Source organism: Prevotella sp. ne3005, from assembly GCF_900110085.1.
Taxonomy (GTDB): domain Bacteria; phylum Bacteroidota; class Bacteroidia; order Bacteroidales; family Bacteroidaceae; genus Prevotella.
On record NZ_FOCK01000006.1, the window covers coordinates 1 to 25,633 of the forward strand.

The 25,633-nt window shown below is 43.2% G+C and carries 30 protein-coding genes; 4 read left to right on the forward strand and 26 right to left on the reverse strand.

Annotated features, from left to right (window positions below; translation table 11 throughout):
• From BMY16_RS09590 to BMY16_RS09600, 3 genes are all read right to left on the reverse strand, one after another.
• Window positions 1–741: serine/threonine protein kinase (locus BMY16_RS09590; protein ID WP_139207191.1), on the reverse strand; the 741-nt coding region annotated here is incomplete at its 3' end.
• A gap of 35 nt (window positions 742–776) precedes the next feature.
• Window positions 777–965 (reverse strand): hypothetical protein, encoded by a 189-nt coding sequence (locus BMY16_RS09595; protein WP_091842010.1) that lies wholly within the window; start codon window positions 963–965, stop codon window positions 777–779.
• A 411-nt stretch (window positions 966–1,376) separates the two neighbouring features.
• On the reverse strand, window positions 1,377–1,775 hold the full coding sequence (locus tag BMY16_RS09600; RefSeq protein ID WP_091842012.1) for an HU family DNA-binding protein: 399 nt from the start codon (window positions 1,773–1,775) through the stop codon (window positions 1,377–1,379).
• 780 nt (window positions 1,776–2,555) lie between these two features.
• Between BMY16_RS09600 and BMY16_RS09605 the strand changes: the two genes are divergently transcribed.
• Window positions 2,556–4,676 carry a virulence-associated E family protein gene (locus BMY16_RS09605; RefSeq protein WP_170836070.1) on the forward strand — a complete coding sequence of 707 codons (2,121 nt, stop codon included), beginning with the start codon at window positions 2,556–2,558 and terminating at the stop codon, window positions 4,674–4,676.
• A gap of 42 nt (window positions 4,677–4,718) precedes the next feature.
• Here the strand turns inward: BMY16_RS09605 and BMY16_RS09610 are convergent, their stop codons facing one another.
• The 13 genes from BMY16_RS09610 to BMY16_RS09670 all read right to left on the reverse strand — a co-directional run bounded on the left by BMY16_RS09610 (window position 4,719) and on the right by BMY16_RS09670 (window position 15,492).
• Window positions 4,719–4,898 carry a tetratricopeptide repeat protein gene (locus tag BMY16_RS09610; RefSeq protein ID WP_091842443.1) on the reverse strand — a complete coding sequence of 60 codons (180 nt, stop codon included), beginning with the start codon at window positions 4,896–4,898 and terminating at the stop codon, window positions 4,719–4,721.
• Window positions 4,899–4,929: 31 nt separating this feature from the next.
• Window positions 4,930–5,808: a bifunctional methylenetetrahydrofolate dehydrogenase/methenyltetrahydrofolate cyclohydrolase FolD gene (gene folD, locus BMY16_RS09615; protein ID WP_091842016.1), complete on the reverse strand. Its 879-nt coding sequence runs from the start codon at window positions 5,806–5,808 to the stop codon at window positions 4,930–4,932.
• Window positions 5,809–5,905: 97 nt separating this feature from the next.
• Window positions 5,906–6,541 (reverse strand): TerB family tellurite resistance protein, encoded by a 636-nt coding sequence (locus BMY16_RS09620; protein ID WP_091842018.1) that lies wholly within the window; start codon window positions 6,539–6,541, stop codon window positions 5,906–5,908.
• Between the two features lie 38 nt (window positions 6,542–6,579).
• Window positions 6,580–7,944, reverse strand: a complete 1,365-nt coding sequence (gene ffh / locus BMY16_RS09625; protein WP_091842019.1) for a signal recognition particle protein — start codon at window positions 7,942–7,944, stop codon at window positions 6,580–6,582.
• A gap of 113 nt (window positions 7,945–8,057) precedes the next feature.
• The gene (locus BMY16_RS09630; protein ID WP_091842021.1) at window positions 8,058–8,630 is read right to left on the reverse strand and encodes an epoxyqueuosine reductase QueH; all 573 of its coding nucleotides are present in this window, start codon (window positions 8,628–8,630) and stop codon (window positions 8,058–8,060) included.
• A gap of 59 nt (window positions 8,631–8,689) precedes the next feature.
• Window positions 8,690–9,535, reverse strand: coding sequence for a DnaJ domain-containing protein (locus tag BMY16_RS09635; protein WP_091842023.1), 846 nt, complete (start codon window positions 9,533–9,535; stop codon window positions 8,690–8,692).
• An 11-nt stretch (window positions 9,536–9,546) separates the two neighbouring features.
• Window positions 9,547–10,335 (reverse strand): inositol monophosphatase family protein, encoded by a 789-nt coding sequence (locus BMY16_RS09640; protein WP_091842025.1) that lies wholly within the window; start codon window positions 10,333–10,335, stop codon window positions 9,547–9,549.
• A 7-nt stretch (window positions 10,336–10,342) separates the two neighbouring features.
• Window positions 10,343–10,582, reverse strand: coding sequence for a GlsB/YeaQ/YmgE family stress response membrane protein (locus BMY16_RS09645; RefSeq protein WP_091842027.1), 240 nt, complete (start codon window positions 10,580–10,582; stop codon window positions 10,343–10,345).
• 69 nt (window positions 10,583–10,651) lie between these two features.
• Window positions 10,652–11,563 carry a DMT family transporter gene (locus tag BMY16_RS09650; protein WP_262987326.1) on the reverse strand — a complete coding sequence of 304 codons (912 nt, stop codon included), beginning with the start codon at window positions 11,561–11,563 and terminating at the stop codon, window positions 10,652–10,654.
• Window positions 11,547–12,341, reverse strand: coding sequence for a prephenate dehydrogenase (locus BMY16_RS09655; RefSeq protein WP_091842031.1), 795 nt, complete (start codon window positions 12,339–12,341; stop codon window positions 11,547–11,549). Before BMY16_RS09655 ends, BMY16_RS09650 begins: the two co-directional genes overlap by 17 nt.
• A gap of 37 nt (window positions 12,342–12,378) precedes the next feature.
• Entirely contained in the window at window positions 12,379–13,443 is a 1,065-nt protein-coding gene (locus BMY16_RS09660) for a bifunctional 3-deoxy-7-phosphoheptulonate synthase/chorismate mutase type II (RefSeq protein ID WP_091842032.1), read from the reverse strand.
• Between the two features lie 2 nt (window positions 13,444–13,445).
• On the reverse strand, window positions 13,446–14,606 hold the full coding sequence (locus BMY16_RS09665; protein WP_091842034.1) for a pyridoxal phosphate-dependent aminotransferase: 1,161 nt from the start codon (window positions 14,604–14,606) through the stop codon (window positions 13,446–13,448).
• Window positions 14,607–14,649: 43 nt separating this feature from the next.
• The gene (locus BMY16_RS09670) at window positions 14,650–15,492 is read right to left on the reverse strand and encodes a prephenate dehydratase (protein ID WP_091842035.1); all 843 of its coding nucleotides are present in this window, start codon (window positions 15,490–15,492) and stop codon (window positions 14,650–14,652) included.
• A gap of 361 nt (window positions 15,493–15,853) precedes the next feature.
• On the opposite strand from BMY16_RS09670, the gene BMY16_RS09675 reads away from it, so the two are divergent.
• Window positions 15,854–16,129 (forward strand): TIGR03905 family TSCPD domain-containing protein, encoded by a 276-nt coding sequence (locus tag BMY16_RS09675; RefSeq protein WP_091842037.1) that lies wholly within the window; start codon window positions 15,854–15,856, stop codon window positions 16,127–16,129.
• Here the strand turns inward: BMY16_RS09675 and BMY16_RS09680 are convergent.
• The 9 genes from BMY16_RS09680 to BMY16_RS09720 form a co-directional block, all read right to left on the reverse strand.
• Window positions 16,113–16,580 carry a low molecular weight protein-tyrosine-phosphatase gene (locus tag BMY16_RS09680; protein ID WP_091842039.1) on the reverse strand — a complete coding sequence of 156 codons (468 nt, stop codon included), beginning with the start codon at window positions 16,578–16,580 and terminating at the stop codon, window positions 16,113–16,115. The genes BMY16_RS09675 and BMY16_RS09680 overlap by 17 nt on opposite strands.
• 55 nt (window positions 16,581–16,635) lie before the next feature.
• Complete coding sequence (locus BMY16_RS09685) at window positions 16,636–18,294, reverse strand: hypothetical protein (protein WP_091842040.1); 1,659 nt, start codon at window positions 18,292–18,294, stop codon at window positions 16,636–16,638.
• A 265-nt stretch (window positions 18,295–18,559) separates the two neighbouring features.
• The gene (locus tag BMY16_RS09690) at window positions 18,560–19,141 is read right to left on the reverse strand and encodes a hypothetical protein (protein ID WP_091842042.1); all 582 of its coding nucleotides are present in this window, start codon (window positions 19,139–19,141) and stop codon (window positions 18,560–18,562) included.
• A gap of 24 nt (window positions 19,142–19,165) precedes the next feature.
• Window positions 19,166–19,600 carry a hypothetical protein gene (locus BMY16_RS09695; protein ID WP_091842044.1) on the reverse strand — a complete coding sequence of 145 codons (435 nt, stop codon included), beginning with the start codon at window positions 19,598–19,600 and terminating at the stop codon, window positions 19,166–19,168.
• A gap of 56 nt (window positions 19,601–19,656) precedes the next feature.
• Window positions 19,657–20,301, reverse strand: a complete 645-nt coding sequence (locus BMY16_RS09700) for a hypothetical protein (RefSeq protein WP_091842045.1) — start codon at window positions 20,299–20,301, stop codon at window positions 19,657–19,659.
• Window positions 20,302–20,632: 331 nt separating this feature from the next.
• Window positions 20,633–21,223, reverse strand: coding sequence for a tyrosine-type recombinase/integrase (locus BMY16_RS09705; protein ID WP_091842047.1), 591 nt, complete (start codon window positions 21,221–21,223; stop codon window positions 20,633–20,635).
• A gap of 88 nt (window positions 21,224–21,311) precedes the next feature.
• Window positions 21,312–21,647, reverse strand: coding sequence for a hypothetical protein (locus tag BMY16_RS09710; RefSeq protein ID WP_139207192.1), 336 nt, complete (start codon window positions 21,645–21,647; stop codon window positions 21,312–21,314).
• 66 nt (window positions 21,648–21,713) lie between these two features.
• The gene (locus BMY16_RS09715) at window positions 21,714–22,058 is read right to left on the reverse strand and encodes an SH3 beta-barrel fold-containing protein (protein ID WP_091842050.1); all 345 of its coding nucleotides are present in this window, start codon (window positions 22,056–22,058) and stop codon (window positions 21,714–21,716) included.
• Between the two features lie 36 nt (window positions 22,059–22,094).
• The gene (locus BMY16_RS09720; RefSeq protein ID WP_091842052.1) at window positions 22,095–22,376 is read right to left on the reverse strand and encodes a hypothetical protein; all 282 of its coding nucleotides are present in this window, start codon (window positions 22,374–22,376) and stop codon (window positions 22,095–22,097) included.
• Window positions 22,377–22,625: 249 nt separating this feature from the next.
• On the opposite strand from BMY16_RS09720, the gene BMY16_RS09725 reads away from it, so the two are divergent.
• On the forward strand, window positions 22,626–22,880 hold the full coding sequence (locus tag BMY16_RS09725) for a helix-turn-helix domain-containing protein (RefSeq protein WP_091842053.1): 255 nt from the start codon (window positions 22,626–22,628) through the stop codon (window positions 22,878–22,880).
• A 222-nt stretch (window positions 22,881–23,102) separates the two neighbouring features.
• Here the strand turns inward: BMY16_RS09725 and BMY16_RS09730 are convergent, their stop codons facing one another.
• Window positions 23,103–23,411, reverse strand: a complete 309-nt coding sequence (locus BMY16_RS09730; protein WP_139207193.1) for a hypothetical protein — start codon at window positions 23,409–23,411, stop codon at window positions 23,103–23,105.
• A gap of 591 nt (window positions 23,412–24,002) precedes the next feature.
• Between BMY16_RS09730 and BMY16_RS09740 the strand changes: the two genes are divergently transcribed.
• Entirely contained in the window at window positions 24,003–25,337 is a 1,335-nt protein-coding gene (locus BMY16_RS09740; RefSeq protein ID WP_091842058.1) for a hypothetical protein, read from the forward strand.
• Window positions 25,338–25,633 lie beyond the last annotated feature (296 nt).

Here is a 25,633-nt window from a genome sequence, read left to right on the forward strand (position 1 = left end):
GCCTACGATAAACTGATAAAGCATAATACCCACAGCGTAGATATCTGTCGACTTATCTTGGCTGCGCACATCTCCAAGTACCAATTCTGGGGCTGCATAGGCAGCCTTCCCTACGAATTGGCCTGTACTTGTAAGCTGTTGGTCTTGTGTATTCAATGAATTAAGCTGCTTGGCTATTCCGAAGTCGATGATCTTCACCTTTTTATCATGTGTAATCATGATATTGCTCGGATCAAGATCTCTATGAATATAGCCCTTATCATGAAGCGCCATCAGACCAGACAAGATGTTCTTCACAATGAATACTGCGAAACTGAACTTGTCGTTTTGGTATTGCTGGAATAATTCCTGGGCAAATTCTATCTCGTTTCCATATTGGTCAGTTGTTTTGCCATTGAGTAGGTCGAAGAGCATGACACCTTGTAGCAACTCACTGACCACATGGTATCTTTTCGTGCCATTGCCGTCAACCATTTCAATGAACCCAAACATCTCCACAAGATTTTCATTATGGATCTGTATAGAAGCCTCACGTCTTGCACGTTCAATGGCATGCACGGAAAGATCCTCAAACAGGAACTTGATAGCAACATCCTGCCTGACCCCATTCTTTTCATTGACCATCACCCCCCGAAGCACTTGACCCATTCCCCCTTCACCAAGAGAAGGTAGCTGAGGGTTTACTTCATAGTGGATTTTTCGTTTTCTTTCTTCCTCTCCTTGGATAAAAATCAAAGACATTATTACATAAATTTAGTACCACCAGCTTTATTTGGCTAACCACCATTAAGATCAACAGTATCTGTGTCAACGTTTCTGTTATCTGAGTTGTATGGATTAAAACGTCCCAAAGAATCATTACCTCCAGGAATGTCGCTAAAGAATGCATTATCTTCCTCAATTGCCGCGAAGTCTTCTGCTACAGACAAGCCATAGTCTTCGGCATCGATTAGAACAATAAGCAACTTTTAACTCGTGCCAATGGTGAATTATTAGCTTGACTTCTACAGACAGGACAGAACCTCGCTGTTATCGTTAAATTTGTACCACAATTACTATAAAATAGCATATTATTTAGATTGTCCTTATATTAAAGTTTGCAAATATAGTAATTATTATCGATATATGCAATGTTTTATTCGTTTTTTTTATTCTGAGCCTTAAGTTTTGTTAATTCAAAATATATTTTAGATACTCATTAGGTCATATAAACTGCTAATATCGATGCAGAAACTATGAAATTGTTTACACTAATAATGTATCTGAATACTAGACACGCAAATAAATCGATTCATAAGGTACTGCCCATGTGCAAGCGTTTTGAAGATACAAATCTTTTATTAATCTTCCAAATTTTGATGAGTTTTCTTACTCCTTTAATCTTCTGGGCTGGTTTTGTCTTTCTCGAACTTGAGGTCTTTGTAGAGTTCAGGGGAGCCGTTTTGGCTTTCGGGGAGGAAGTGGAGGCGGACACCACGAATATGTTTATTGGCACGGAAATCCTTAAGATTGTCTACCTTCTCGCTCTCAATCTCGAGTTTCATCGTGCCCCAGCCTTCGAGCTTCACCTTGTCACCATTACGAAGATGACGATTAATGACTGTGGACAGACCCAGCATGATGCCATATACATCACCTGCATGACAGCCCATCTCACGTGCCACCTCTTTGGTGATCTGATCAGTGCCGTAAGTCTGATTATGAACTGCAACAGCCTTGTATTTGCCATAAGTAGGCAACTTCGGCTTAGTCTCTTTCTTGATTCTATATTTCATCTTTTCCAAATTTTTGTGCAAAGATACACAATTTTCTGGAGAATCACACTTATTTTAGATTAAACTATCTTTCGTATCATAAAAGATAGTCTTTAGGAAGGTGAAAGATAGTCTTTTGCATGACGAAAGATAGTCTTTTCAAAATAAAAAAATGAAATACTCAAAAACTAATGACATTCGACATAGTTTGATTTGTATTTGTCTGATATAGTGATGTTTACGTACTTTTTCGACATCACTCATCTGACATTTATTCGACATTCATCCGACATAATCCGACATGGATTTGACATAAAAGCGGGCTTTATGGGCTCAATACGGGCACAAAATGAGTGTTTAGATAGGCCAAAGTTGGCATATATAGGTGGATGAGTTGGAGCATACAGGGAGTAGACTGATGAATTCTCTAGAGAATTGAGAGGTTTGCTACGTACTTACTGAGTGTTTGGACGGACTAAAGTCTTCAATTCTCTAGAGAATTGAAGAGTCTACTAGGGGGATAGTACAAGAATATGGCGGGTAAAAGGGCAGTTTAGACTACTTAAAGAGGCAGTTTAGGCTACATGAAGAGGCAGAATATGACAGATGTATGTCGAATTATGTCGAATGAATGTCGAATGAATGTCGAGTGACGATGGTATAAAAGTGTTATAAACTATTAATTTACAAGTGCTTATAGACAGAACTATGTCAAATGTCGAATGGTTTTCAAATTTCTTGAGATAAATGAATAATTTCTGCGCAATTATTTGTATCTTTGCACGTCAAAATCATTATAATATGAAGATCACAATTATTAAAAACAAGAAAACCAAGGAAATCGTTACTCGTCATGAATTGGACGATGTAGCACTGTACATTCAAAAAGGCTGGCGAGAGAAGTCTGTCAGAAATCTGCGTGAGGTGTATCACCTGATGGTGAGTCAGCGACAGGACGACGGACAGATACTTACCAACTGGAAAGGCGGTATCCAACTGGAGCGCATCTGCTTTGCCCAGGACTATGACAACTACGGAGGACAGCGGCGCGTGCTGGGCTATAACGGTCTGGTGGTCATAGAAGTGAACGCCCTACCCTCTTACGAGAAGGCTGTTGAGGTGAGAGACCAGGCCAAGAAGATGCCTGAGACGCTGATGACCTTCTTGGGAGCATCGGGCAAGAGCGTGAAGATTGTCTGTAGAGGAGAGTTGTATGGCAATGCCGGACTTCCGAAAGAGGAGTCCGACATCCTGCAGTTCCACCTGAACATCTATCAGACTGCCAGACGGGCTTATCAGAACCAGTTTGGCTTCGACATCGAATATCTGAAGCCACGTCTGGACCGAACGGTCTACATGAGTGCCGACCCAGAGATGTATTACAACCCAGAGGCACGCCCGTTTTATGCCGACACTAAAGAACATGCTGAGCCTCAACCCGTTAGCATCTCGGAGAAGAGTGCCCATCTGATGCCTGGACGCACCATCAAGCGCACCTACCGCATGGAGTGGCTCTTTATCGTAGACAATGTGCTGGGCAAGTATTTCGAGTTGCCCGACGAGGAGCGGTTGGAGACGCTGCTGATGCAGATAGCCTCTTTTTGCCTGAATCATGGCATTCCTCTGGCCCACGCCCAAGGCATGACGCTGGAGCATCCCGTACTGAACACCGACAAGCTGTTGGTGAAGAAGACCTTCGAGGCCGTCTATGCCGTCAGCCTGCAGGAGGACTATATGAAGAAGCACAAGATCAAGCCCCTGCAGGCCATTCCCAACGACACGCTGCAGATGATGAAGACGGAGATTTTCCTCAACGAGAATTACGAGATGCGCAAGAATCTGTTGACGGGTGTGGCTGAGTATCGTGAGAAGTACAGCGACGACCAGCGTTTCAAGCCTCTGACGGAGGAGGTGAGAAACGACATGACGATGCGGGCTACAGAACTGGGACTGAAGTCGTGGGACAGAGACGTGAACCGCTTTATCGACTCCACCCGCATAGAGCAATACGACCCTGTGAACACCTGGCTCGACCAGTTGCCACAGTGGGACGGACATGACCATATAGCCGATCTGGCAGCGAGAGTACCCACCTCTCAGCCCCATTGGGGCATGTATCTCAGAATGTGGCTTATCGGTATGGTTGGGCAATGGCGAGAGAGTGATAAGCAGCTGACTGGCAATGCGTTAACACCACTGTTGATTGGTCGGCAAGGATGCGGAAAGACGCGTTTCTGCAAGATCATCCTGCCTCCGGAACTGCGTGATTATTACAACGACAAGATCAACTTCAAGAACGAGTTCGACCTGAATATCGCCCTGACGATGTTTGCGTTGATCAATATCGACGAGTTTGATAAGACCACCTCGTCGCAGCAGATTGTGCTGAAATACCTGTTGTCGTCGAGCGATGTGAAGTTCCGTCCGCCTTATGGCAAGACCATCAAGCTGTTCCGTCGTTACACCTCGTTTATCGGCACCACCAACCAGCAGAAGCCACTGGTGGATCCTACGGGTTCACGAAGATTCGTCTGTGTGGGCATCACACCAGGCCAGAACATCGATTTCGAGGACAATCTGAACCACCGTCAGCTCTTTGCTCAGGCCATATACCTCTTTAATCAGGGGGAGCGATACTGGTTGGAGGATGAAGAGATCAGCCAACTGATTCGTGAGAACGAACCTTATCAGAAGCTGAACGATCTGGTGGAGATGATTGGTGAGACCTTCCGCAAGCCGAAGGCTGGCGAGGGAAGATGGTGGACGCTGAAGGAAATTGGCGAGCATCTGGCAAACTGCTACGCCAACTACGACGCGAAGACCACCTACATCAAACTGGGTAAAGCGCTGAGCGACCAGAGTTTCGACTTCGAGACCGACCGCAAGACATCTGGTCATATCTACAAACTGGTTGAGCGATAAAAAGAAGATTCCCACCCCGTTGAGGGTGGGAATCTTTATTCTTCAGGGATTGTACATATCTTTGCAGTAGAAGGCCATGATGTCGTCGAGCATGCGCTTGGCCTCGACAGCCGGACTGTCGGGGTCAAGCTCTATGGCCTGGATGTAGGCGTTGATGGCCTCATGCCACTGGCCTCGCTTGCGGGCCTCATTGCCCAGCTGATAATAATCCTCTGCAGACATCACTTCTTCACTCATCACTATTCACTCATCACTATTTATAGTATTCCTTCTTACCAGCGGCGAGGGTATTCTTCATCAGCGAGCAGATGGTCATGGGACCTACGCCACCAGGAACAGGTGTGATGAAGCTGCACTTGGGAGCTACCTCATCGAACTTCACATCGCCATTCAGACGGAAGCCGCTCTTACGGGTGGCATCAGGAACGCGAGTGGTACCCACATCGACAATCACAGCACCCTCCTTCACCATATCGGCAGTAACGAAGTCGGGCTGTCCGATGGCGGCGATGATGATATCCGCCTGGCGGCACTCTTCCTTGAGGGACTTTGAGCGCGAGTGGCAGACGGTGACTGTGGCATCGCCATACTGCTTCTGCATCATCAGCTGGGCCATGGGCTTGCCAACGATGTTGGAACGACCCAGGATGACACACTTCTTTCCACTGGTTTCGATATTGTAGCGCTTCAGCAACGTGATGATTCCCAGAGGGGTAGCCGAGATAAAGCAGGGCAGGCCAATGGCCATGCGACCAACGTTGATGGGATGGAATCCGTCGACATCCTTACGATAGTCGATGGCCTCGATAATCTTCTGCTCGTCAATATGCTTCGGCAGGGGGAGCTGCACGATGAAGCCGTCGACATCGCCATTACGGTTCAGATTGTCGACACAGGCCAGAAGCTCAGCCTCTGTGACATCCTCCTCAAAGCGAATGAGCGTTGACTTGAAACCACAAGCCTCGCAGGCCAGTACCTTATTTTTTACATAGGTCTCCGAGCCACCATCATGACCCACCAGAACGGCTGCCAGATGGGGCTGTTTGCCACCCTTTGCTACAATCTCTTTTACCTCCTCAGCAATCTCAGCCTTAATGGCTGCTGCTGTTGCTTTTCCGTCTATCAGTTGCATTAATCTTCAATTTTGATGTTACACATCGAGATCGCTCACGTTCGGCATAGCTCAAGCTAGCTTGGCTCTGCTCTCACTTAATCGCGATCTTCACTTTTCACATCTCCTTCATCCACTGCCACTCGTCCTTGGCCTTCTGGGGATCGATATTCATCAGGGCATCCACATCAGAAGCCTTCATGCCGATATAGACAGCTACCTCCTTCAGCGTCTCTATTTCCTTTTCAGAGACATTGGCATCCGACTTCACGATCAGGGCGAGCATCGACAGCATCTGGTAACGCAGGTCCTCGTTCAGTGAACTGGCAATCTGACTACCGCAGTCGCCAATCAACTGCAGGAAAGCCATCGGCTTGCGGGCCTCGAGCTCATCGTGCTTGGCAATCAGCTTTTTCACCACGTCCATGCCTTCCACCTGAGCCTCCTCACCAAAGGTGTCGCGCAGGAATTTTCCCAGGAAATCATATTCCTCAGGCTCCACCTTACCATCGGCGATGACGATATAGGAAGCCATCGTCAGCATAGAGAACAGGAAACTGTTACGAAGATTCTCACGTACAGGGCTGTTGACATTGAACGTCTGACGGAACTCATCCGTAATAACCACGTTCTCTGCAGAGAGCTTCACCTCCTGTTCCTGCTTCTGCTGGTCTGCCACATGCTCTGTCAATTCCTTCATCGGGCCTTCCTCGAAGAGTCCCTTCAGATTGTTGATCCATTTACCAAATGCCATAATCTTAATGTTTAGAGTTGAGTGTTTAAAGTTGACGTTTAGAATTTGGGCATGCCACCCTTCATGGCCTTCATCGCATTGGCCATCTGAGCCATCTTCGACGAGCCCATGCCAGTGATCATGCGCATCATCTTACGGGTCTGGTCGAACTGCTTCATCAGACGGTTCACATCTTCGAGTTTCGTACCAGAACCAGCGGCGATACGGCGACGACGGCTCTGATTGATGATATCAGGATTGGCACGCTCCTTAGGCGTCATCGAGTTGATGATAGCTTCGATGCCCTTGAAGGCGTTATCGTCGATGTCGAGGTCCTTGATCTGCTTGCCCACACCAGGAATCATCGCAGCCAGGTCCTTCACATTACCCATTTTCTTGATTTGCTGAATCTGACCCATGAAGTCGTCGAAGTCGAACTTGTTCTTGCGGATTTTCTTCTCCAGACGCTTGGCCTCTTCCTCATCATACTGCTGTTGGGCGCGCTCCACCAGAGAGACGATATCACCCATGCCGAGGATACGGTCGGCCATACGCTCAGGATGGAACACGTCGATGGCTTCCATCTTCTCACCAGTACCCACAAACTTGATGGGCTTGGTAACCACAGTGCGGATAGAGAGGGCAGCACCACCACGGGTATCACCATCGAGCTTGGTCAGAACGACACCATCGAAGTCGAGGCGGTCGTTGAATTCCTTGGCTGTATTCACGGCATCCTGACCAGTCATCGAGTCGACCACGAAGAGGGTCTCGTTGGGATTGATGGCATTCTTCAGGGCCTCAATCTCGTTCATCATCTCCTCATCGACAGCCAGACGACCAGCGGTATCGATAATCACCACATCATTCGCCTTGGCCTTGGCCTCCTGAATGGCGTGGTTGGCAATCTCAATGACATTCTTGTTGTCGGGCTCGGAATAGACGGGCACTCCGACACTCTCTCCCACCACATGCAACTGCTGGATGGCAGCAGGACGATAGACGTCGCAAGCCACCAAGAGGGGTTTCTTATGATGACGGGTCTTGAGCAGATTGGCGAGTTTACCACTGAAGGTGGTCTTACCAGAGCCCTGCAGACCAGACATCAGGATGATGGCTGGGGCACCAGGACGGCCCTCGACCTTCAGTTCGGCAGCCTTGCCACCCATGAGCTCAGCGAGTTCGTCGTGAACAATCTTCACCATCAACTGACTGGGCTTCACGGCTGTAAGCACATTCATACCCATGGCCTTCTGCTTCACTGTGTCTGTGAAGGTCTTGGCCACCTTATAGTTAACGTCGGCATCCAACAGGGCACGACGTACATCCTTCAGCGTTTCAGCAACATTGATTTCGGTGATCTTACCTTCACCTTTCAGTATCTTAAACGATCTTTCTAACCTATCCGATAAATTCTCAAACATAATACTTATTTATTTGGGGTGCAAAATTACAAAGAAAAAACGAGACTCACAAACTTTGAGCCTCGTTTTTTTACCTTTTACCTGCCTTCTTACCTTTTTACCCTTTTACCTTTTTACCTTTTTGAAAACTCGCAGCCACAATACTGCTGATTGTAGAAGTCAAACTCTTTCAACAGTTGGTTGCGACGTTCATAGAGACCTCCTTTGCGCCAGTTCTGAGCCCAGAAGGTGGTACCCTCGACAGTCTGTTCTGCGAGATGACCAGCATGCTCTATTTGTTCGAGGCTCTTCCAGCGACTGGAGGCGAGTGTGGTGGTAAAGTAACGCAATCCTAACTCCTTGGCCTTACGGGCAGCCACCGTCAGACGGAGCGTAAAGCATTGTTCACAGCGACGCCCCCGTTCTGGCTCCCCCTCAAGACCACACACATCCTGACGCCACTGCTCATGGTTGTAGTCGCCATCAATCCAGGAGAGTCCGAGACTCTCTGCATGGCGTTTGCTCTCATTCTTACGGATTTCGTATTCCTCGAAGGGAAAGATATTCGGATTGTAATAGAAAATAGTAGGACGAATATCATGCTGTACTAGCCACTCTACAATGGCAGAGGAGCAAGGGGCGCAACAAGCATGAAGCAACACCTTGCCTCCCAAATCCTCTGGTACTATAATCGCCGGCCTTTTCATTTTTCAATCTTCAATCTTCAATTTTCAATCTTCAATCTTCAATTTTCAATTTTCAATTATTAAAGTCCACGGGCTTTCCAGATACGGTCCTTAGCCGCATTGATCTCCTGGAACTTCTTCTCTGCAGCCTTGCGCACATCCTCACCCAGAGCTGCCACCTTGTCAGGATGATGCTCCAAGGCCAGTTTGCGATAGGCTTTCTTCACCTCGTCGTCGGTAGCATTAGGGCTGACACCCAGCACCTTATAGGCATCTTCGAGGGTGCTTCCCTCCAAGTGGAGCATCGAGTCGACCTCACTACTACGAAGACCCATCCACTGGGCACACTCCTTCAGGGCAGTAATCTCACTCTGGGGTACATTTCCATCAGCCTTCGCCACCATCACGAGGTAGTTCAGGAGCTGGAGTCGCTGCGAGTAGTCCATCTGCTGATTGATCTGACCACAGCAGTCTCGGACAGTCTGCTTAAACTGCGTCCATCCCTCACGCTTCTGTTCGTCGAAGAGTTTATTTAGTATCTCATTACCCTGATTGACAGCATTGGCACCAAAGTTCTGGCGCAACATCTGGCGCACCAGCTCCATCTCAGAGTGCATCGCCTTGCCATCGGCCTTAATGATATAAGAGGAAAGCACGAGCAACGAGAACAAGAAACTGTTGCGGTTGCCCTGCTGCTGACGCTGGCGATAGGCCTGCTGATATTGCTGACTATAGTCCTGATACGAACGCTGCTGCCAACTGCCGTCGCGCTCAGATCCTGAACCCCAAGTGCCAGAGTTACTGGGGGTGTTCACCCCATCGAGCATCGAGTCGAAGAGAGAGCCAACAAGGTAGCCTGCCAGAGCACCCAAAGGACCTCCTGCCATCCATCCGACGAAACCTCCTATCCATTTTCCTGCTGCCATCTTATCCTTTTTTACCTTTTTACCTTTAATATCGTTTCCAGAATATCTTGTTGAATGACGCCATTGGTCGCAACGACGCTGTTACCCTGGGTGAAATCATCTGAACCAGAGTAGTCAGTCACCTGTCCCCCAGCCTCCATCACCATCAGACTGCCAGCCATATAGTCCCACTGGCCGATATACTGCTCCGCATAACCATCGAGCCTGCCTGCAGCCACCTGGCAGAGAGCCATCGCTGCAGATCCGCATGCCCGGATGCTACCCACATTGCCATAAAAACGATCTATCAATCTTTTCATCACTGGCTTATAGGCATCACTGTTATAAGGGAACTGCAAACAGAGCAGCGCATCCTGAATATTCTGAGAACTGACGTGGAGCGGTTTCCCGTTGAGATAAGCGCCCCCACCCTGCCAGGCATAGAAACACTCGTCGGCACAAATCTCATAAACCACACCTATGAGGATGGTCTTACCCTGCAACAGGGCGATACTGACAGCGTATGGTGCATACTGATGGATGAAGTTGGTGGTACCATCAAGGGGATCCACCACCCAGAGCATCTGCTCTGCATCGTGACCTGCCAGGCCTTCTTCTGTGATAAAGCCAGCCTCAGGAAGAAGACCGCGTAAAGCACTGACAATCAACTGCTCAGAACCCTTATCCACATACGATACATAGTCGTGGGCATGCTTGCGCTCCACACTTTCGAGAGAGAACTTACTTCGCTCTTCCTTGATATATGCTCCAGCCCGCCGTGCAACATCGCACACGGCTAACGTCATTTCCTGCAAATTCATCTTTTCCTTATTTCTTGATGAGCGAGGCTACCCAAAGGATAGCTACAGCACCAACAATAGCCGTACCAAGCTGACCCAAGATGCCACCCCATTGGATACCCAGCTCCCCAAACAGCCAGCCACCAACAAGACCACCAAACAGGCCCAGCACCAGATTCATAATGAAGCCCATGCCACCACCTTTCATCAACTTGCCAGCACAGAAGCCAGCCAAACAGCCAATAATAATCGAACCTATAATACCCATAACAATTACATTATTAATTGATTTTTCTGCAAAAGTAAGTATTTAATTCGAAAATACAAAGAAAAGTTCCTACTTTTTGCGCTTATCGGCCAGGTACATGCCTACGAGGATGAGGATGGTGCCGATAACGAAGTAAATGGTGATCTGCTCGGAGAGGATGGCCCAAGCAAAGAGAATCGTTGTGACGGGATTGAAATAGACATAGTTGGTAGCCACAACGGCACCCAACTTCTTCAGCACCCAGTTCCACGCCACAAAACAAAGCATGGAGGCCACACAACCCAGGAATAGCAGATTCCACAGCAATGGTGGCTGATGAAGAACCACAGACAGGTTCAGGCCTGGATAAACCATGAAATAAGGTATCATGGAGAACATACCATAGAAGAACACCTTACGGGTGATGAACAACGTATCATAACGCTGGCCAGCGGGAATCATCAATAATGAATAGAAGCCCCAACAGAGTGCTGCACTAAATGCCAATGAGTCGCCTAATGGAGAGAGGTGGAGTACGAAATGACCATTCAACACCACTATCACCACACCCAATGCTGCCATCAGCGTGCCTATGCTCTGCACACGATTCAGACGTTGAGACTGATAGAATAAGGATATCAGGAAGGTGGCGACCAACGGTGACAGACTGACAATCAACGAGGTATTGGTGGTTGTGGTATAGTTCATGGCAGAGTTCTCTGTCAGGAAATAAAGTGAGCCACCAGCAACACCTAAGGCCAACATCAGCAGTTCGTCGCGCCAAGAATCAGAGAAGAGGCGGAAAGGCCTCCCCCCTGTCTTGCCGATCAGGAGCGAATAACCCAGCAAGAGGAGATAGGCGATGATGAAACGCTGTGTAAAGATCTGCCCAGGTGTCAGCCCACCAAGTAGCAGCAATTTGGTGAAGACGAATGTCGATCCCCAAATGGCTACTACCATGAAGGCTACAAGGTGATATAGAAGCCTATTGCTTGATTTCAATGTCGCGTTTGACGTTATTACGGATCTTGGTGAGGTACCCCTTCATGCCGTCGGCATCCTTGTTGTCGATAATCTCAAGGAGCTCCTTCAGTTCCGTACGGATCTGAGACACCTGATCGTGGGTGTAGGGATTGAAGAGGATTTCCTGCAACAAGTAGTCATCCTCATTGAGCACGCCCTTGGCAATACGCATGTGGCGCTTGAAGGTGGTACCAGGTGCATCCTGATGCTTCATGACAGCAGCAAACACGAAGGTAGACACAAAAGGAATACTCAGAGAGTAAGCTACCGTCTTATCGTGCTCCTCGAAGGTGTACTCATAGATGTTAAGTCCCAGTTTCTGATAGAGGTCTTTGAAGAAGATACGTCCCATGTAGTCGCCCTCGCTGATGATGATGGCATTCTCTTCAGAGAGTTGCTGCAGATTAGCGAAGGTAGGTCCAAACATCGGGTGAGTAGAGACATAGCGCATGCCAGTGGACTCATAGAAATCCTTCATATCCGTCTTCACAGAGGCGATATCGCTGATGATGCACTCCTTGGGGAGATAGGGAATCACCTCTTTGAATACAGGAATAGTATACTTCAGGGTTACCGCATTGATGAGCAGCTCTGGCTTAAATTCCTTAATCTCCTCATACGAGGTAAAACGCTGGCAGTTGTAGGTGAAGCGCATCCGTTTGGGATCACGCTCAAAGACTGCCACCTCGTGGTCAAAACTCAGCAGGTCGATGAAGAAGCTTCCCATCTTACCTGCACCTAAAACCAATATCTTCATACTCTATTTGTCATATCGAGCGTAGAGAAATCTCTTACTACTTATTTATTATTTCAATTTGCTGTCTTACTGATTCCTCATGGATATTCTCGAAGACGTGAGCGACAAACTCTGGATCCATGCCACAGAGTGCACCCTGGGCACCACGCTTGTTCAGGATTTCATTGTAACGGTTAGCCTGAAGCACGGTCATGTTGTGCTCTTTCTTATACTGACCAATCTCACGACAAACCCTCATGCGCTTGGCCAGAAGATCCATCAGCTGATTGTCGAGTTCATCGATCTGCTTACGAAGCTGGGTGATACCCTCAGTAGTGGTCTTCTCGTCACGAATCACCAAGAGAGAGAGAATGTAGTCGAGCACATCGGGCGTTACCTGCTGCTTAGCATCGCTCCAGGCCTTGTCTGGATCGCAGTGGCTCTCCACGATCAGTCCGTCGAAGCCAAGGTCCATGGCCTGCTGACAGAGTGGAGCCACCAGTTCACGACGACCTCCAATATGGGAAGGATCACTAATTAATGGCAGTTCCGGGATACGGCGACGCAGTTCGATGGGAATCTGCCACATCGGCGCATTACGGTAGATCTTCTGCTCGTAGCTGGAGAATCCACGATGGATGGCACCCAGACGCTTCACACCTGCCTGGTTCAGACGCTCCAGAGCACCAATCCAAAGTTCGATGTCTGGATTCACAGGATTCTTCACGAACACAGGCACATCAACACCCTTCAAGGCATCGGCAATAGCCTGCATGGCAAAGGGGTTGGCAGAGGTACGGGCACCAATCCAAAGGATATCGATACCATATTTCAATGCCAGCTCAACATGCTCTGGCGTAGCCACCTCGGTAGAGACGAGCATCTTCGTCTCCTTCTTCACCTGGACAAGCCAGACGAGGGCAGGTTCACCATGACCCTCGAAACCACCCGGCTTGGTACGGGGTTTCCAAACACCAGCACGGAAGTTGTGACAGCCCTTCATCGCCAGTTCGCGGGCTGTGGTCATCACTTGTTCCTCAGTCTCTGCAGAGCAAGGGCCTGCAATCACGAAGGGACGTTCGTTGTCACTCGGTAAGTTCAGTGGAGATAATTCTAGTTCCATAATTATATTGTTTTTTTGATTCTTTCTAATGCTTCCTTGATTTTCTCTTCCTTGGCACAAAGGGAGATTCGGATATAACGCTTACCATTGGAGCCGAAGATAAAGCCTGGGGTGATAAATACACGGGCTTCATGGAGCACTCGCTCCGTGAGATCCTCGACATCGGCATATTTCTCAGGGATCTTTCCCCATAGGAACATCCCCACCTGATTCTTGTCGTAAGTACATCCCAAGACATCCATAATCTTCTCGGCCCACTGACGACGACGAGCGTAGGTTTCGATATTAAACTCACGATGCCAGGCCTCGTCATTCTTATATGCCTCGGCAGCAGCCAGTTGGATACCGCGGAACGTGCCGCTCTCGATATTTGACTGCACCTTCAGAATCCAAGTTATGAACTCAGCGTTCGTAGCACAGAGACCTACACGCCAGCCAGGCATGTTATGACTCTTCGACATAGAGTTGAACTCAATGCAGCAGTCCTTGGCGCCAGGCACCTGTAGTATACTCAGATGCTCCTCGCTCAAGATAAACGAATATGGATTATCGTTCACCACTACAATGTCGTGATCCTTGGCAAACTTTACTAGTCGCTCGTAAGTGGTGCGCTGAGCCCTGCCTCCTGTCGGCATATTGGGATAGTTGGTCCACATAAGCTTAACCTTCGTAAGATCCATCTTCTCCAATTCATCAAAATCAGGCTGCCAACCATTGTCCTCACGCAGATTGTAGTTCACAATCTTGGCACCTAATATCTTTGATAAAGAGGTGTAGGTGGGATAACCAGGATTGGGTACGAGCACCTCGTCGCCTGGATTGACGAAGGCAAGCGTGACGTGGAGGATACCTTCCTTAGAACCAATCAACGGCAGGATCTCTGTCTTTGGGTCAAGGTCCACATGATACCAACGCTTGTAGAAGTCGGCCATAGCCCCACGAAGCTCTGGCGTTCCCATCGTGGGCTGATAACCATGAGCATTGGGTTGGCGGGCCACCTCACATAGTTTATTGATGGTCTGCTCAGACGGTGGCATATCTGGACTGCCAATGGCGAGACTAATAATGTCCTTACCCTCAGCATTAAGCTGAGCCACTTCCTTCAGCTTTCTGCTGAAGTAGTATTCGCTAACAAGCGATAATCTATCTGCTGGTTGTATCATATACTTTGAACTTTGAGCTTTAAACTTTAATTTTATGATTACATTAGTTCGTCTGCTTACCATCCTTGTATTCTCCCAGAATCTTCAAGTCCTTTGTCAACGGAATGATGGCATCGATCGACTGGCGATAACGAGTGAGATCGTCGTACATCACATCGACATAGAACAGATACTCCCACTCGCGTCCGATAATCGGCAACGACTGAATCTTCGTCAGATTAATCTTGTAGAACGAGAGGATTGCCAAGACGTGGGAGAGGCTACCCTCTTCATGAGGCAGCGAGAAGACGATGCTCGACTTGTTGGTCTCCGTCAGGGGACGCAGCAAATCAGCCTTATTGGGATTCGACACCACTAGGAAACGGGTGAAGTTGTGCTTATTGTCCTCAATATGGTCCTCAAGTACCTTCAGACCATAGAGTCTGGCAGCCTCAGCATGGCAGATGGCAGCCCACCCTTTCTTCTGACCCTCGGCAATCATCTTGGCAGAGCCAGCCGTATCCTCTGCCTCCACATTCTTCAACTGTGGGTGCTGAGCCAGGAACTCACGGCACTGCATCAGAGCGACGGGATGGGAATGAACCTCGGTAATGGTGTCCCAATCGTCGTCAGGCAGACAACAGATGCAATGTGAGATATGCAACTTATGCTCTCCAACGATGGTTGTACCCGAGTCGCGTAGCAGTTCATAGTTGTGCAGCAATGAACCTGCAATCGTGTTCTCGATGGCGAGCATTCCGATGGCCGTGGGGTCTTGCTTAATATTGGCAAAGACCTGTTCGAAGGTTGAACAACAAATCAACTGTATCTGTTCTCCTTCGAAATACAGGTGCGCCGCGATATCGTGGAACGACCCTATCAGTCCTTGAATGGCAATTCTCTTCATATCTCTTTTTTTACTATTTTACCTTTTTACTATTTTACCTCTAAATAAAAACTCCGCTTTCACCTTTTCGTGAAGCGGAGCCTTATTTCAATTTTCAATCTTCAATCTTCAATTTATTACTTACGACTACCCGCTTCACAATTGCTTGCAAAGTAAAAATAATAGCCGTAAAAGTATGCATTCAACTTTGACATATTCTCTAGTTTTTATTGATTTCGGATGCAAAATTATTACTTTTCCTCGAAACAAACAAATATTTTGCAAGAAATTTTGCTTTTTCGCTTACATTTTTATAAAAATAACTATCTTTGCAGACGATAACAAAGAAAAAGAATCCATTAGACTCAATAAACAACGCTTTATGAAAACAAAACACGTACAATACCAGACCCAAGGCACCTGCTCACAGCTGATAGATGTGACTGCCGACGAGAACAACATCATCCAGCAGGTATTCTTCCTCGGAGGTTGTAACGGCAACCTACAGGGTATCAGTCAGTTAGTGCGCGGACAGCATATCGATGACGTCATGAAGCGCCTTAATGGCATCCGTTGTGGTGCCAAAGGTACTTCCTGTCCCGACCAGCTCTGCCGTGCCCTCGAGCAACTCAAGAACGCCCCTATTGAAGAGAAATAAGGTAATCGAGTAACTGCTGACAGCCTTCTGACACATCACGCCATGTGGCCTCAAAGTTACCTGTATACCAGGGATCAGCCACATCGCGGGGTTCATCCGTAAAGTCCATCAGCAACCGGATCTTCATCTCAGGGTCACCCCCACAGATGCGGTTCATATTACGGAAGTTCCAAGAGTCCATGCCTATCAGCAAGTCGAAACGGTCATAGTCACGGCGCGTCATCTGGCGCGCCGTTTTGCCTTTACAACTAATACCATGTTCAGACAATTTACGTTTGGCAGGAGGATATACCTCGTTGCCAATCTCCTCCGTCGATGTTGCTGCCGACTCTATCTCAAACAGATCCTCCAAGCCTGCTTTCCTGACAATATCCTTCATCACGAACTCAGCCATCGGACTCCTGCAGATATTCCCATGGCAGACGAACAATATCTTATATACCTTATTCATTATCAGTATATTATCTATTATTATTATATATTAGTTTACATAACAGTTTACAATATTATATTATGTATTCTACATCACCATTCTTGTATTTATATCTCAATTCCCTCATTTGCATGAAGCATGAAATTTGATATGTATTCTTATCATCCTTTGTCAATGGTAGTTTCTCAAGAATAGCATTTACATCATATTCTGGATGCTTTGCTTGTATTGCCTTGACCCTAGGAAATCTAGCAATGGCTCTCTCTAAGGTTTCCTTTAACTTAGTTATCCTAGTATCTTCACTAACCATTCTATTTCTACCTTCTTTTCGTTCAAACTTAACCTTCTCCCTTAGATACATCTTTACGGTGTTTTTTGACATCTTCAAAGTCTTTGCAATAGATGAAATTGATTGGTCTGAATCCTTTATGTACTGTAGCCATACTCGATTATAAATGACCATTTTTTCATCATACCTCCTATCAATTCTATGCTCAATGATATATTTTCTAATCGTTGCTTCAGAAACGTCTTTTCCTAGTTTCTTTTTATTCAGTTCTGCGATTTGGGAAATGGTTTTTTTGGGGTCATACAGAATAGTCCATTTCCTATCTACACTATTCATTGCCCCATTTGAACCTTGCAGATTCCCATGATTCAATGCTCCCATTTCTAACAGATTCCTAAAAGGTGTGCTTCTGGGGAATCTCTTGTCTATTCCACATGGATTTGATGGGTCGCATGGCTCATCATCTAGTGCTTTAGCAACTTCATCGAAGAATACTTGCATCTTTATCATTAAGTCAATACTTGCAATTGGTGAATCATACTGTGTTTCAATGATAGCAACTGGAGTGTTCCTAGGGAATATATCCGTTTTATCTCTCCACGCTACACTCTCAAGTATAAGGTCTTTGGCAAACTGTTTTTCCCTTGGTGTAAGGAACAAAACAAAGGCGGAATCTGATAGGTGCTTAGATATAAAGATAAATCTACCATGACAAAAATTTCGGTAGTCTGCTAACTGTACGCTAGCAAAACCACCTTCTATCATCTTACACTCGAAATCTGTGGCTACTGGTTTTGACCATCCACTATATAGCACAATATAATTCTTTATTTCACTCAATTTTGGAACTGTACCTTCTACTCTTGCTTTGTAGGTAAAGCAATCATTGGGGGTAAGATTGAAATCTAACTTAGAGACTATCTCATCTTCATTTGTAAATGCCCTATAGAATAGTCCAAATTTGCACATCGTTTCAATCGTTGCTATAAATGGTTTCCCTCCCAATTCAATCCAATTATATATAAACCAATTTGTAGTAACCTTCTTTAATGTGTTGATAACGTAATTATCTGCACCGCAATCTCTAACGATGGCTGCTGTTCCTTTGGGATTAACTTCAGCGGCTCTCTTTGCTGTATATTTTTCATCCCAACCATTACCATCACCAGTGGTAATAAGAATTTTGGATGCCTTTAAAGCCTCATCAGAAATTGAAGCCATCATTAATGGTGTAATTGCCTTTGCCATTGACCTATTTGATTCATACAATAGTGCAGCATATTCTAATGCACTCGATGCACCACCAGATGAAAAACAATACAAGGGAATATTAGAGTTCTCAATTAAGAACCTACGTAATCTTTCGATATTTTGTCTTTCAGCCCATTCTAATGCTTCCCTTATCCGCAATAGGCTACTGTGAAATATACCTTGATATGCCATAAGTTTGTTAAATTACAAGCCCTATTTCTTATTCAAATTTGATTCTTCATTGCAAAGTTAATAGAAATATCAGAAACTACAAAAAAATCCATTCAAAAACATACAAAAACTAACAAAAATGTATGATTAGAGCCTCAGCAAAAAGAAAACCCCCATAAATAGAGGGTTCTTCAGTGGTTCTAATATTCAAAAATAATCAGAATTGAATATGGTTTCTTATTCAAGCGTCAACTATATCAAATATTTAGCAAAAATCTAATTGGCTCTAATTGTTGTTTTGAATAGTAACACTATATGGAGTGACTTTTGATGCTATATCAGCTTCTTGTAAAGTACGCTCCAAATTCCTATTTTCCTCATAGTGAACAATAGGACTATCAAAAATATCTTTAGGTCGCAATACTATGTTGTCAATTTCATCTCCATCTGTTTTGCATATCGAAAGTTTTATCGTAATATTTTCTGCGTCCATATCTTTTTTTAATAGGTCAATATCGCTAATCTCGTTTTCAAATTGTTGATGTACGGCTATGATAAAAGTACCTTGATTGTATGATTCTATGAAATCATCATCGACACAGATTTTTAAATTCATCGTGTTCGTATTAATTGCACAACTCTCAATCTTTGCCCAACTTTCAAAGTATATAGGACAAATATCGTTCAAGTGATTCGTAAATTCGTTAATCCGTTCAATAGGCTTTTCCTCGTTGGAAGAACTGATTAAATTACTAATGCTATAGTTAGAACGATGACATGCATTTATACCTAACCTTAGAGAAAAAGATACAAATATAATAACAGCAACTGCTCCATATTCAAGCGTTTTTTTGACTTTCTTGTTCATATTGATATTCTGTTGAATTAAAACTTATTCTCTTGGGAAATCTTTATATCCTAATTTAAAACCACCTATGTATTTTCTATCCTCAGAAAAAAACATGAATTGAAATTCTAAATTAGTTCGTCTCAGACATTCATTGACAATATCCATATGTTGTTGCCACATTCTTCTCATATTTATAATCATCCCAGATTTCACTTGTTCAGTTTCGTCTTTTGTCATCATTATATTACCATCCCATCCAGCAATTTCAGATTTATATACTACCAAATTTTCCGTTACACCTATAGCATAAAGGGTCTCTACCTCATTAATCTGTATAGGTACAGACTTTGCCATTTCTCTAGCAGAATCTAATATACCACGTTTAAATACCATTACATCTTTATATGAGTACTTGTTTTGAGCTTGAACACAAGTCACGGACAATACTACGAGTAAGAAACAAATTATTTTCTTCATAACGTAACAGGCTACACAAGTTATATTTGATTTGGCTAAAAAATAATGTTCTTCTATTACTTTATTTCACCATTTACTACCATGTCAATATACTTTTTAAAAGCTTCGAAAGGGGTTTTATCTTCATCTAAATATCTATAGACAGTACTACATTCTTTATCAATATAAAAAATGAATGTTCCTGATGAAGCCTCACCGTCTTTAGATACATAATTGTATTTATGGGTTACTAGCCATCCATAGAACTTACCATCACACTTTTTATCGAATGCTTTGATTTCTGCTTCAAGCTTATTAATTGTAGGATTTTGAGCTTCCATTTCTTTCAAATACTCATCCATTTTATATCTCTCTCTATCAATTGCATCTCTTTCTTCCTTTGAAATAGATGGTGAAGACAGATAACCATGTATAATATCACGTTTTTCATAAAAATTCTTTGATGCTTTATTGAATATTTTTCTCGCTTCTATATCCTTAATAGCGTTATCAAAAATGAGAGTATCTCCATATCTATCATTTTTCAGACTATCAATATGAATCTCAACAGATTGGTATGAATCTGGGTTGGTAAGCGATTCCTTAACTATATCTTTAATAAGAATAGCAATTTTCTCATCCTTTGATTTGCATGCAGATAAAACAAATGCACTTATGCAAAAGATAACCAGAGGTCTGAATTTGTATACTATTTTCTTCATTATTACAATAATTTGAAGTTAATAATCCTTTGCAAATATAAATGTTTTATCTTTTACTTCCAAATTTAAAATCTAAAAAAAACAAAACTCATCAAAATTTAAGATTTAGTCAAACTTGAATGAATTTATCTTCCTCAAGTATTCTTTGCATAACTCTTGCAGCAAAAGACATGACAAGAATAACCTTGAGCACTCTAACGCATTTTCCCAACTTCCACACCAAAGGGGACTTAATGCAATTGTAAAGACTTGTTTTTTTGAGATATAAATCAAATTATACTATTTTGTATTTGATGTTGTGGCGATCCGCCACAACATCTATATTAATCAATCAAAAATCTAAGAGGTCGTAAGTGTCCAAAAGCTGAGATTCAGTAATCCCCAAATAGGTGCGTGTGACCGATACGGAAGCATGATTCATCATAAGGCTCAATTTCTGTAAGGCTAGAGAGGCATCATTTCCACTCTCCTTATACACTTTCAATGCCCAACACTTTCTGAGGCTGTGAGTGCTGAAATGCTCGATTTTGAGGTTATAGTTCTTCTTAATCTCTTTCAGCAGAATGTTGATACGCTGTGTGCTATACACCATCTTCTTTCTCGACAAGAAACACTTTTCATCCTCATTGGTGATATGCAAAGCATCATAACAATCTTTGATATGCTTCTGAAATCCCTTGTTAATCTTCACTACTCGCCTTTTATTGGTTTTCTTCTCATAGATAACAAACTTATCATCGTTGAGCAACATTGACCATGTAAGGCTCAAAGTGTCTGAGATACGTAAGCCAAAAAATGCCCCACAACCTATGAGTAATGACATACGGTAATCACCATCCCTATACAACTTTCTAACTAGTGAAAGCATAGTGTCCCACTCAAGGGCATTTGATGTACGGTATTCGTGATATTCTTGCTTCATAATCCTATCTTTTTATTGGTTCAACTATGTTTTTGAATGTAATTCCAACTATCCATTTTGTAACTATCTGATTTTCAGCCTATATTCATTAATATAAAGAAATAGAATATTGCTGTTTAACTCTTTTGTCGTAATCAAACGAATCGTCCTTCTCGACATTCCAATCAATCACATCTACAAGGTTATCAAGGTACACTTCTTCAACCTTCTTCACTAGTTCCTTCTTGTTATTGAGGAAATACACATCAAAGGCATCTGTAGCAATATTGTATAATACCTTCACATAACCATTCAGCAAATAACCTTGAACATGCCACATAAGACCATCATTGAGTGCAACAAAGTTTTTGCAACCCCATGACCACATTATATTAATTCTCGACTTGAGAATCACCATTATATACTCTGCCATTTTTGTATTCATATCTCTTATCTGTTAATCGTTCTACTTATCGGTTAGAAGGGAGGGGATTTCTCCCCCTTACCCTTATTAGTTCTCAATCGTACCCACAAAATTTTGCTCCAAAAATCCTCTCCATGCCATTTTTTCCAAATCGAGGTACACAAACATACCATAGAACTTCTTAGGGATTCCAGTACCCTTCACGTTGGCTGCAACGGCTTGGGGCTGCAATGTGCCAACTGCAACACGTACAGAGCCATCCTTCTTCATATAGGCGAATCTAATGACCTCGCCACGCATCATGCGCTTCTTCATTGTCTCAAGGGCAATACCCTTACTTGTGGCTGTAAGCATATCCACGTTGTTCAAAACGATATTTTTTGCTGCGTAACGAGCAATCTCACTGGTGCTAACTGTTGCAATCTGCTTCATATCTCTATCTCCTATATTAAAATGTTAAACTTCTATTTATGCTGCCTTTGCTTCACGTTCTGCTTGGCACTTGTCGAAGAATGCTAACCACTCTCTATCTCTCTCATTCTCAACATAGACGATTTCAACTCTAGTCTTACCGTCTGAATAAGTGAGGTTTACACCACCAGTACCTTGAGCACGTCTAATCATCTTGAAGCCCTTTGCGGTTGCTCTAGCAATCAGTTCATCAGATGCTTTCTTCATTTCTGTATAAGTACCATCCATATAGTTCTTATACTGACCTTTGCCGTTGACTTTGTAGTAGATGCCCCACATATTGTTTACTTTTAACTGTTACTATTTCTTATTTCTGATGCAAAGATAATACTTTTTTCTAAACCATGCAAGGTTTTTGAATAAAAAGTTTAGTTTTTACTATAACTTTAACCTCCAGTAACAATTTTAAGCCCAAACTAAACACATATTAACAGAATTAAAGTCATAACTAAACATTTCTGCGATTATATTTGGTAGATTGTTTTTTTATTGGTAATTTTGCACCAGTTATTTCTAAACATTATTAATATGGATATAAAGGGAGTTATTAAGGCACATGGCTACACCTTGATTGATGTAGCCAATAAGATGGAGATTACCAAGGGGGGAATCAGTCAGATTGTGAATGGTTCGCCCAATGTTAAGACATTGCGCACTATTGCAGAGATAATCGGTTGTAAGGTTGGTGATTTCTTCACCGATGAAATGAGTGAGGTTGAGAATACTGCACCAGTTCTGAGGTGTCCTCACTGTGGTCAGGAGTTGAAAATCACGCTTGAGTAGATAGATTTTCTTTTTTCAGAACTTGAGAGAGAATAAACGCACCAATGCGTTTGTTTTTACCTTCAAAAACGCTTAGATTGCCTTTATATAGGTATATTAAGGCTCATTGTGGCTTTTGATAGCCCAATGCCGTGCGTGACTACATTGACGAAAAAAGGAGGCTGTAATGAGCCTCCAAATTGTTAAATATTGATAGCTGTAATTTATCAATTTATTGCAGCGTTATTTATCCCAAGGGTCTATATACTCCTTGGGGTTCTTATCTTGATTCTCCTTTACTTCATTCATTTCTCTGTGCCACTGTTCCCTATCAACTTCAAATAGAATCTTTTGAGGTGGTATATTCAATCTGTCAATGGTCTCTGGTCTCAGTGGGTAGGTATAGCCGACAACTTGATATAAATGTTTGCCATCCCTTTTGATGGGGATGGGAGGGTGTATCACTGGAATCTTGTCTAACCCTAGTTTCTTTTTTAATTCGGTTAATCCCATGAATTTGGGATTGATATTGGTTGATTCTGTTTTCTCCATATAACTTTGTCTATTTCTTCTTTTATTACCTTACTAGCCAATGCCTTTATATACTGTTCCACTGAAGGGTTGGCACTCAGAAACTCATCCATGCTGACATGATGCTGATTTCTAAGCGCATCCCTATACTGTTGGTTTCTCAAGGTTGCTGCTTGGCTCATCTTTTCTCGTGACTGTTGGCTATGGGTTCTGCCAAACATCGGATTATTAGCCCCATGCCTATCTTGTCTCTGTCTTGGTTGATTAACGTTTGTGTTATCCATAATATACTTTTGTGTTACATTATTATATTTATTTAAAAAGCATGACTTGGTATGACTTCAATTCATCCATTAGATAAATATTAGGGTACTAGAGAAAATACCAGTTGAAAAACTTGTTTTTTCGGATTTTTTTACATATCTTTGCAATATAACCTATTTTTCTTCAATAACACTTGAAAAACTAGAATCAAGGTTTATATTTTAGTCACAGAGGGGTGCGGTTCGCTACCGTTAAGCCAGTTCTTTTTGTCTGTAATCTCGATTGGTAAACCCCTTTTTCTCTTAAAAATAATGAGATTGCAGACGTATTGTTAACGAGATTACAGATATGGAAATCACAGATGATTACAAGTTTTGGGTAAGTCTATCCCATCAGAAATTTGACCATAAACCCAATAGGGAAACAGAGGTCGGAAAGCTAAGATTCAGTAGGATATACACAGATGTTAGTGGTTTCGCTGAAGCTTTGGCTAAAGGGTATTGCTATACACCTATCTTCAATAATGCCACATTTGGAATGAGAGATAAGACTGATAGGAACTTCAGTTATTCTTCCTTCGTATCGCTCGACATTGACCACACCGATGTTGATATGAATACGATGGTAGATGGACTGGAGTATAAACCTACTATCTCCTACACCTCATGCAGCAATGGTCTCGATGGGAAATATAGTTACCGCCTTATATATTGCTTCGCTAATAAAATTGAAGGTTGTAATGAGTATTATAACTATGTTAATTCCTTGTTGGAAGCAAATAAGATTTCAACTAGTGACATTGATGATAGAAGCTTCAAGGCTAGTCAGTACTATAATGGCAATGGCTGTGGCAATATCGACATCATGGTAACCAATATAATATATAATAAGCTAGATATTATAGTATATTATAAAGATTATTATAATATTAATAATATAGATAGTAATAATAATAAAAGTATCAATGTAACTAATAATACAACACCACCAACTATTATTAGTTTGAATGATACTTTTGTAAATAATAATTTCAAAGATGATTATTGGAATATGAAAATGGAAGATGTTTTGAGTAAATATATTGATGTTTTCCCAAATATTGAGCATACACCGTTACCAATCGTTGATGATGATACACCCTATATTGTATTTCCTTCAGATTACATTGAGATTAAGAGATACTGGAAGAAAAGCAATGGCAGAGCTATTAAGATTGCAGATGGCAATGGTCGTAGAAAGAAACTGTTCATCAATGGTGTCATTAGGCGAATGATTAACCCTAGTATTACCTTCGATAACCTTTTATTCAATTTGTTATACGAACTCGTTTATTATATATCAAATTTTGATGCTGAAAATGTCATTGATAAAAAGGAAATCTTCTACATAGCTAGAAACGTAATGAAGGCTGATTTAACTAGAGGTGAAGGATTAAAGGGTACTAATAGAAGATTCATGGTTAATCCTAGGTTCTGTGAGAAATACGGTCTGAATAAGAGACAAGTAAGGAATAAGGTTTGTAAGATGATTCGTAATGAAGGTGTGGGTGAGCTATACGACTGTTCAAAGACTGATAAGGAGAATCTGGAGGTTATGAAATCACATGGGCTTGAGATTTCACTAGTGACACTAAAGAGGTGGCGCAAACAGAATGGTATCACCAAATACAAGAAAAATGCGTAGAGTGCTCTCTGAGGGCTTGATATTCCTTATGGGGATAGTTATACCTTCAGACCATGAAAAACGTCTCTGTGTGACTGGAATCCACCTCAATCGAAACGTATGAAAATGGGACCGATTCTGAAAATATCTCAAAATAGGTCCCAGAATTTTTTTTAAACGCTTGGTGACTATATGGTTTTCTCAATTCACTGGTTTTCAATTGAGTGGACATAGCTTCGAATTGAAAATATCGCCATTCCAGCCCCCAAAATTTTTCTTACATGGCAGACTGTTTGTGAATATGTGACCTACCCAAT

Bases quoted from the DNA above. Each gene is read 5' to 3' on its own strand.
- BMY16_RS09600 (WP_091842012.1), bottom strand. From the start codon at position 1,775: ATGAAATATAGAATCAAGAAAGAGACTAAGCCGAAGTTGCCTACTTAT.
- BMY16_RS09605 (WP_170836070.1), top strand. From the start codon at position 2,556: ATGAAGATCACAATTATTAAAAACAAGAAAACCAAGGAAATCGTTACT.
- BMY16_RS09610 (WP_091842443.1), bottom strand. From the start codon at position 4,898: ATGTCTGCAGAGGATTATTATCAGCTGGGCAATGAGGCCCGCAAGCGA.
- folD (WP_091842016.1), bottom strand. From the start codon at position 5,808: ATGCAACTGATAGACGGAAAAGCAACAGCAGCAGCCATTAAGGCTGAG.
- BMY16_RS09620 (WP_091842018.1), bottom strand. From the start codon at position 6,541: ATGGCATTTGGTAAATGGATCAACAATCTGAAGGGACTCTTCGAGGAA.
- ffh (WP_091842019.1), bottom strand. From the start codon at position 7,944: ATGTTTGAGAATTTATCGGATAGGTTAGAAAGATCGTTTAAGATACTG.
- BMY16_RS09630 (WP_091842021.1), bottom strand. From the start codon at position 8,630: ATGAAAAGGCCGGCGATTATAGTACCAGAGGATTTGGGAGGCAAGGTG.
- BMY16_RS09635 (WP_091842023.1), bottom strand. From the start codon at position 9,535: ATGGCAGCAGGAAAATGGATAGGAGGTTTCGTCGGATGGATGGCAGGA.
- BMY16_RS09640 (WP_091842025.1), bottom strand. From the start codon at position 10,335: ATGAATTTGCAGGAAATGACGTTAGCCGTGTGCGATGTTGCACGGCGG.
- BMY16_RS09645 (WP_091842027.1), bottom strand. From the start codon at position 10,582: ATGGGTATTATAGGTTCGATTATTATTGGCTGTTTGGCTGGCTTCTGT.
- BMY16_RS09655 (WP_091842031.1), bottom strand. From the start codon at position 12,341: ATGAAGATATTGGTTTTAGGTGCAGGTAAGATGGGAAGCTTCTTCATC.
- BMY16_RS09660 (WP_091842032.1), bottom strand. From the start codon at position 13,443: ATGGAACTAGAATTATCTCCACTGAACTTACCGAGTGACAACGAACGT.
- BMY16_RS09665 (WP_091842034.1), bottom strand. From the start codon at position 14,606: ATGATACAACCAGCAGATAGATTATCGCTTGTTAGCGAATACTACTTC.
- BMY16_RS09670 (WP_091842035.1), bottom strand. From the start codon at position 15,492: ATGAAGAGAATTGCCATTCAAGGACTGATAGGGTCGTTCCACGATATC.
- BMY16_RS09675 (WP_091842037.1), top strand. From the start codon at position 15,854: ATGAAAACAAAACACGTACAATACCAGACCCAAGGCACCTGCTCACAG.
- BMY16_RS09680 (WP_091842039.1), bottom strand. From the start codon at position 16,580: ATGAATAAGGTATATAAGATATTGTTCGTCTGCCATGGGAATATCTGC.
- BMY16_RS09685 (WP_091842040.1), bottom strand. From the start codon at position 18,294: ATGGCATATCAAGGTATATTTCACAGTAGCCTATTGCGGATAAGGGAA.
- BMY16_RS09690 (WP_091842042.1), bottom strand. From the start codon at position 19,141: ATGAACAAGAAAGTCAAAAAAACGCTTGAATATGGAGCAGTTGCTGTT.
- BMY16_RS09695 (WP_091842044.1), bottom strand. From the start codon at position 19,600: ATGAAGAAAATAATTTGTTTCTTACTCGTAGTATTGTCCGTGACTTGT.
- BMY16_RS09700 (WP_091842045.1), bottom strand. From the start codon at position 20,301: ATGAAGAAAATAGTATACAAATTCAGACCTCTGGTTATCTTTTGCATA.
- BMY16_RS09705 (WP_091842047.1), bottom strand. From the start codon at position 21,223: ATGAAGCAAGAATATCACGAATACCGTACATCAAATGCCCTTGAGTGG.
- BMY16_RS09710 (WP_139207192.1), bottom strand. From the start codon at position 21,647: ATGAATACAAAAATGGCAGAGTATATAATGGTGATTCTCAAGTCGAGA.
- BMY16_RS09715 (WP_091842050.1), bottom strand. From the start codon at position 22,058: ATGAAGCAGATTGCAACAGTTAGCACCAGTGAGATTGCTCGTTACGCA.
- BMY16_RS09720 (WP_091842052.1), bottom strand. From the start codon at position 22,376: ATGTGGGGCATCTACTACAAAGTCAACGGCAAAGGTCAGTATAAGAAC.
- BMY16_RS09725 (WP_091842053.1), top strand. From the start codon at position 22,626: ATGGATATAAAGGGAGTTATTAAGGCACATGGCTACACCTTGATTGAT.
- BMY16_RS09730 (WP_139207193.1), bottom strand. From the start codon at position 23,411: ATGGAGAAAACAGAATCAACCAATATCAATCCCAAATTCATGGGATTA.
- BMY16_RS09740 (WP_091842058.1), top strand. From the start codon at position 24,003: ATGGAAATCACAGATGATTACAAGTTTTGGGTAAGTCTATCCCATCAG.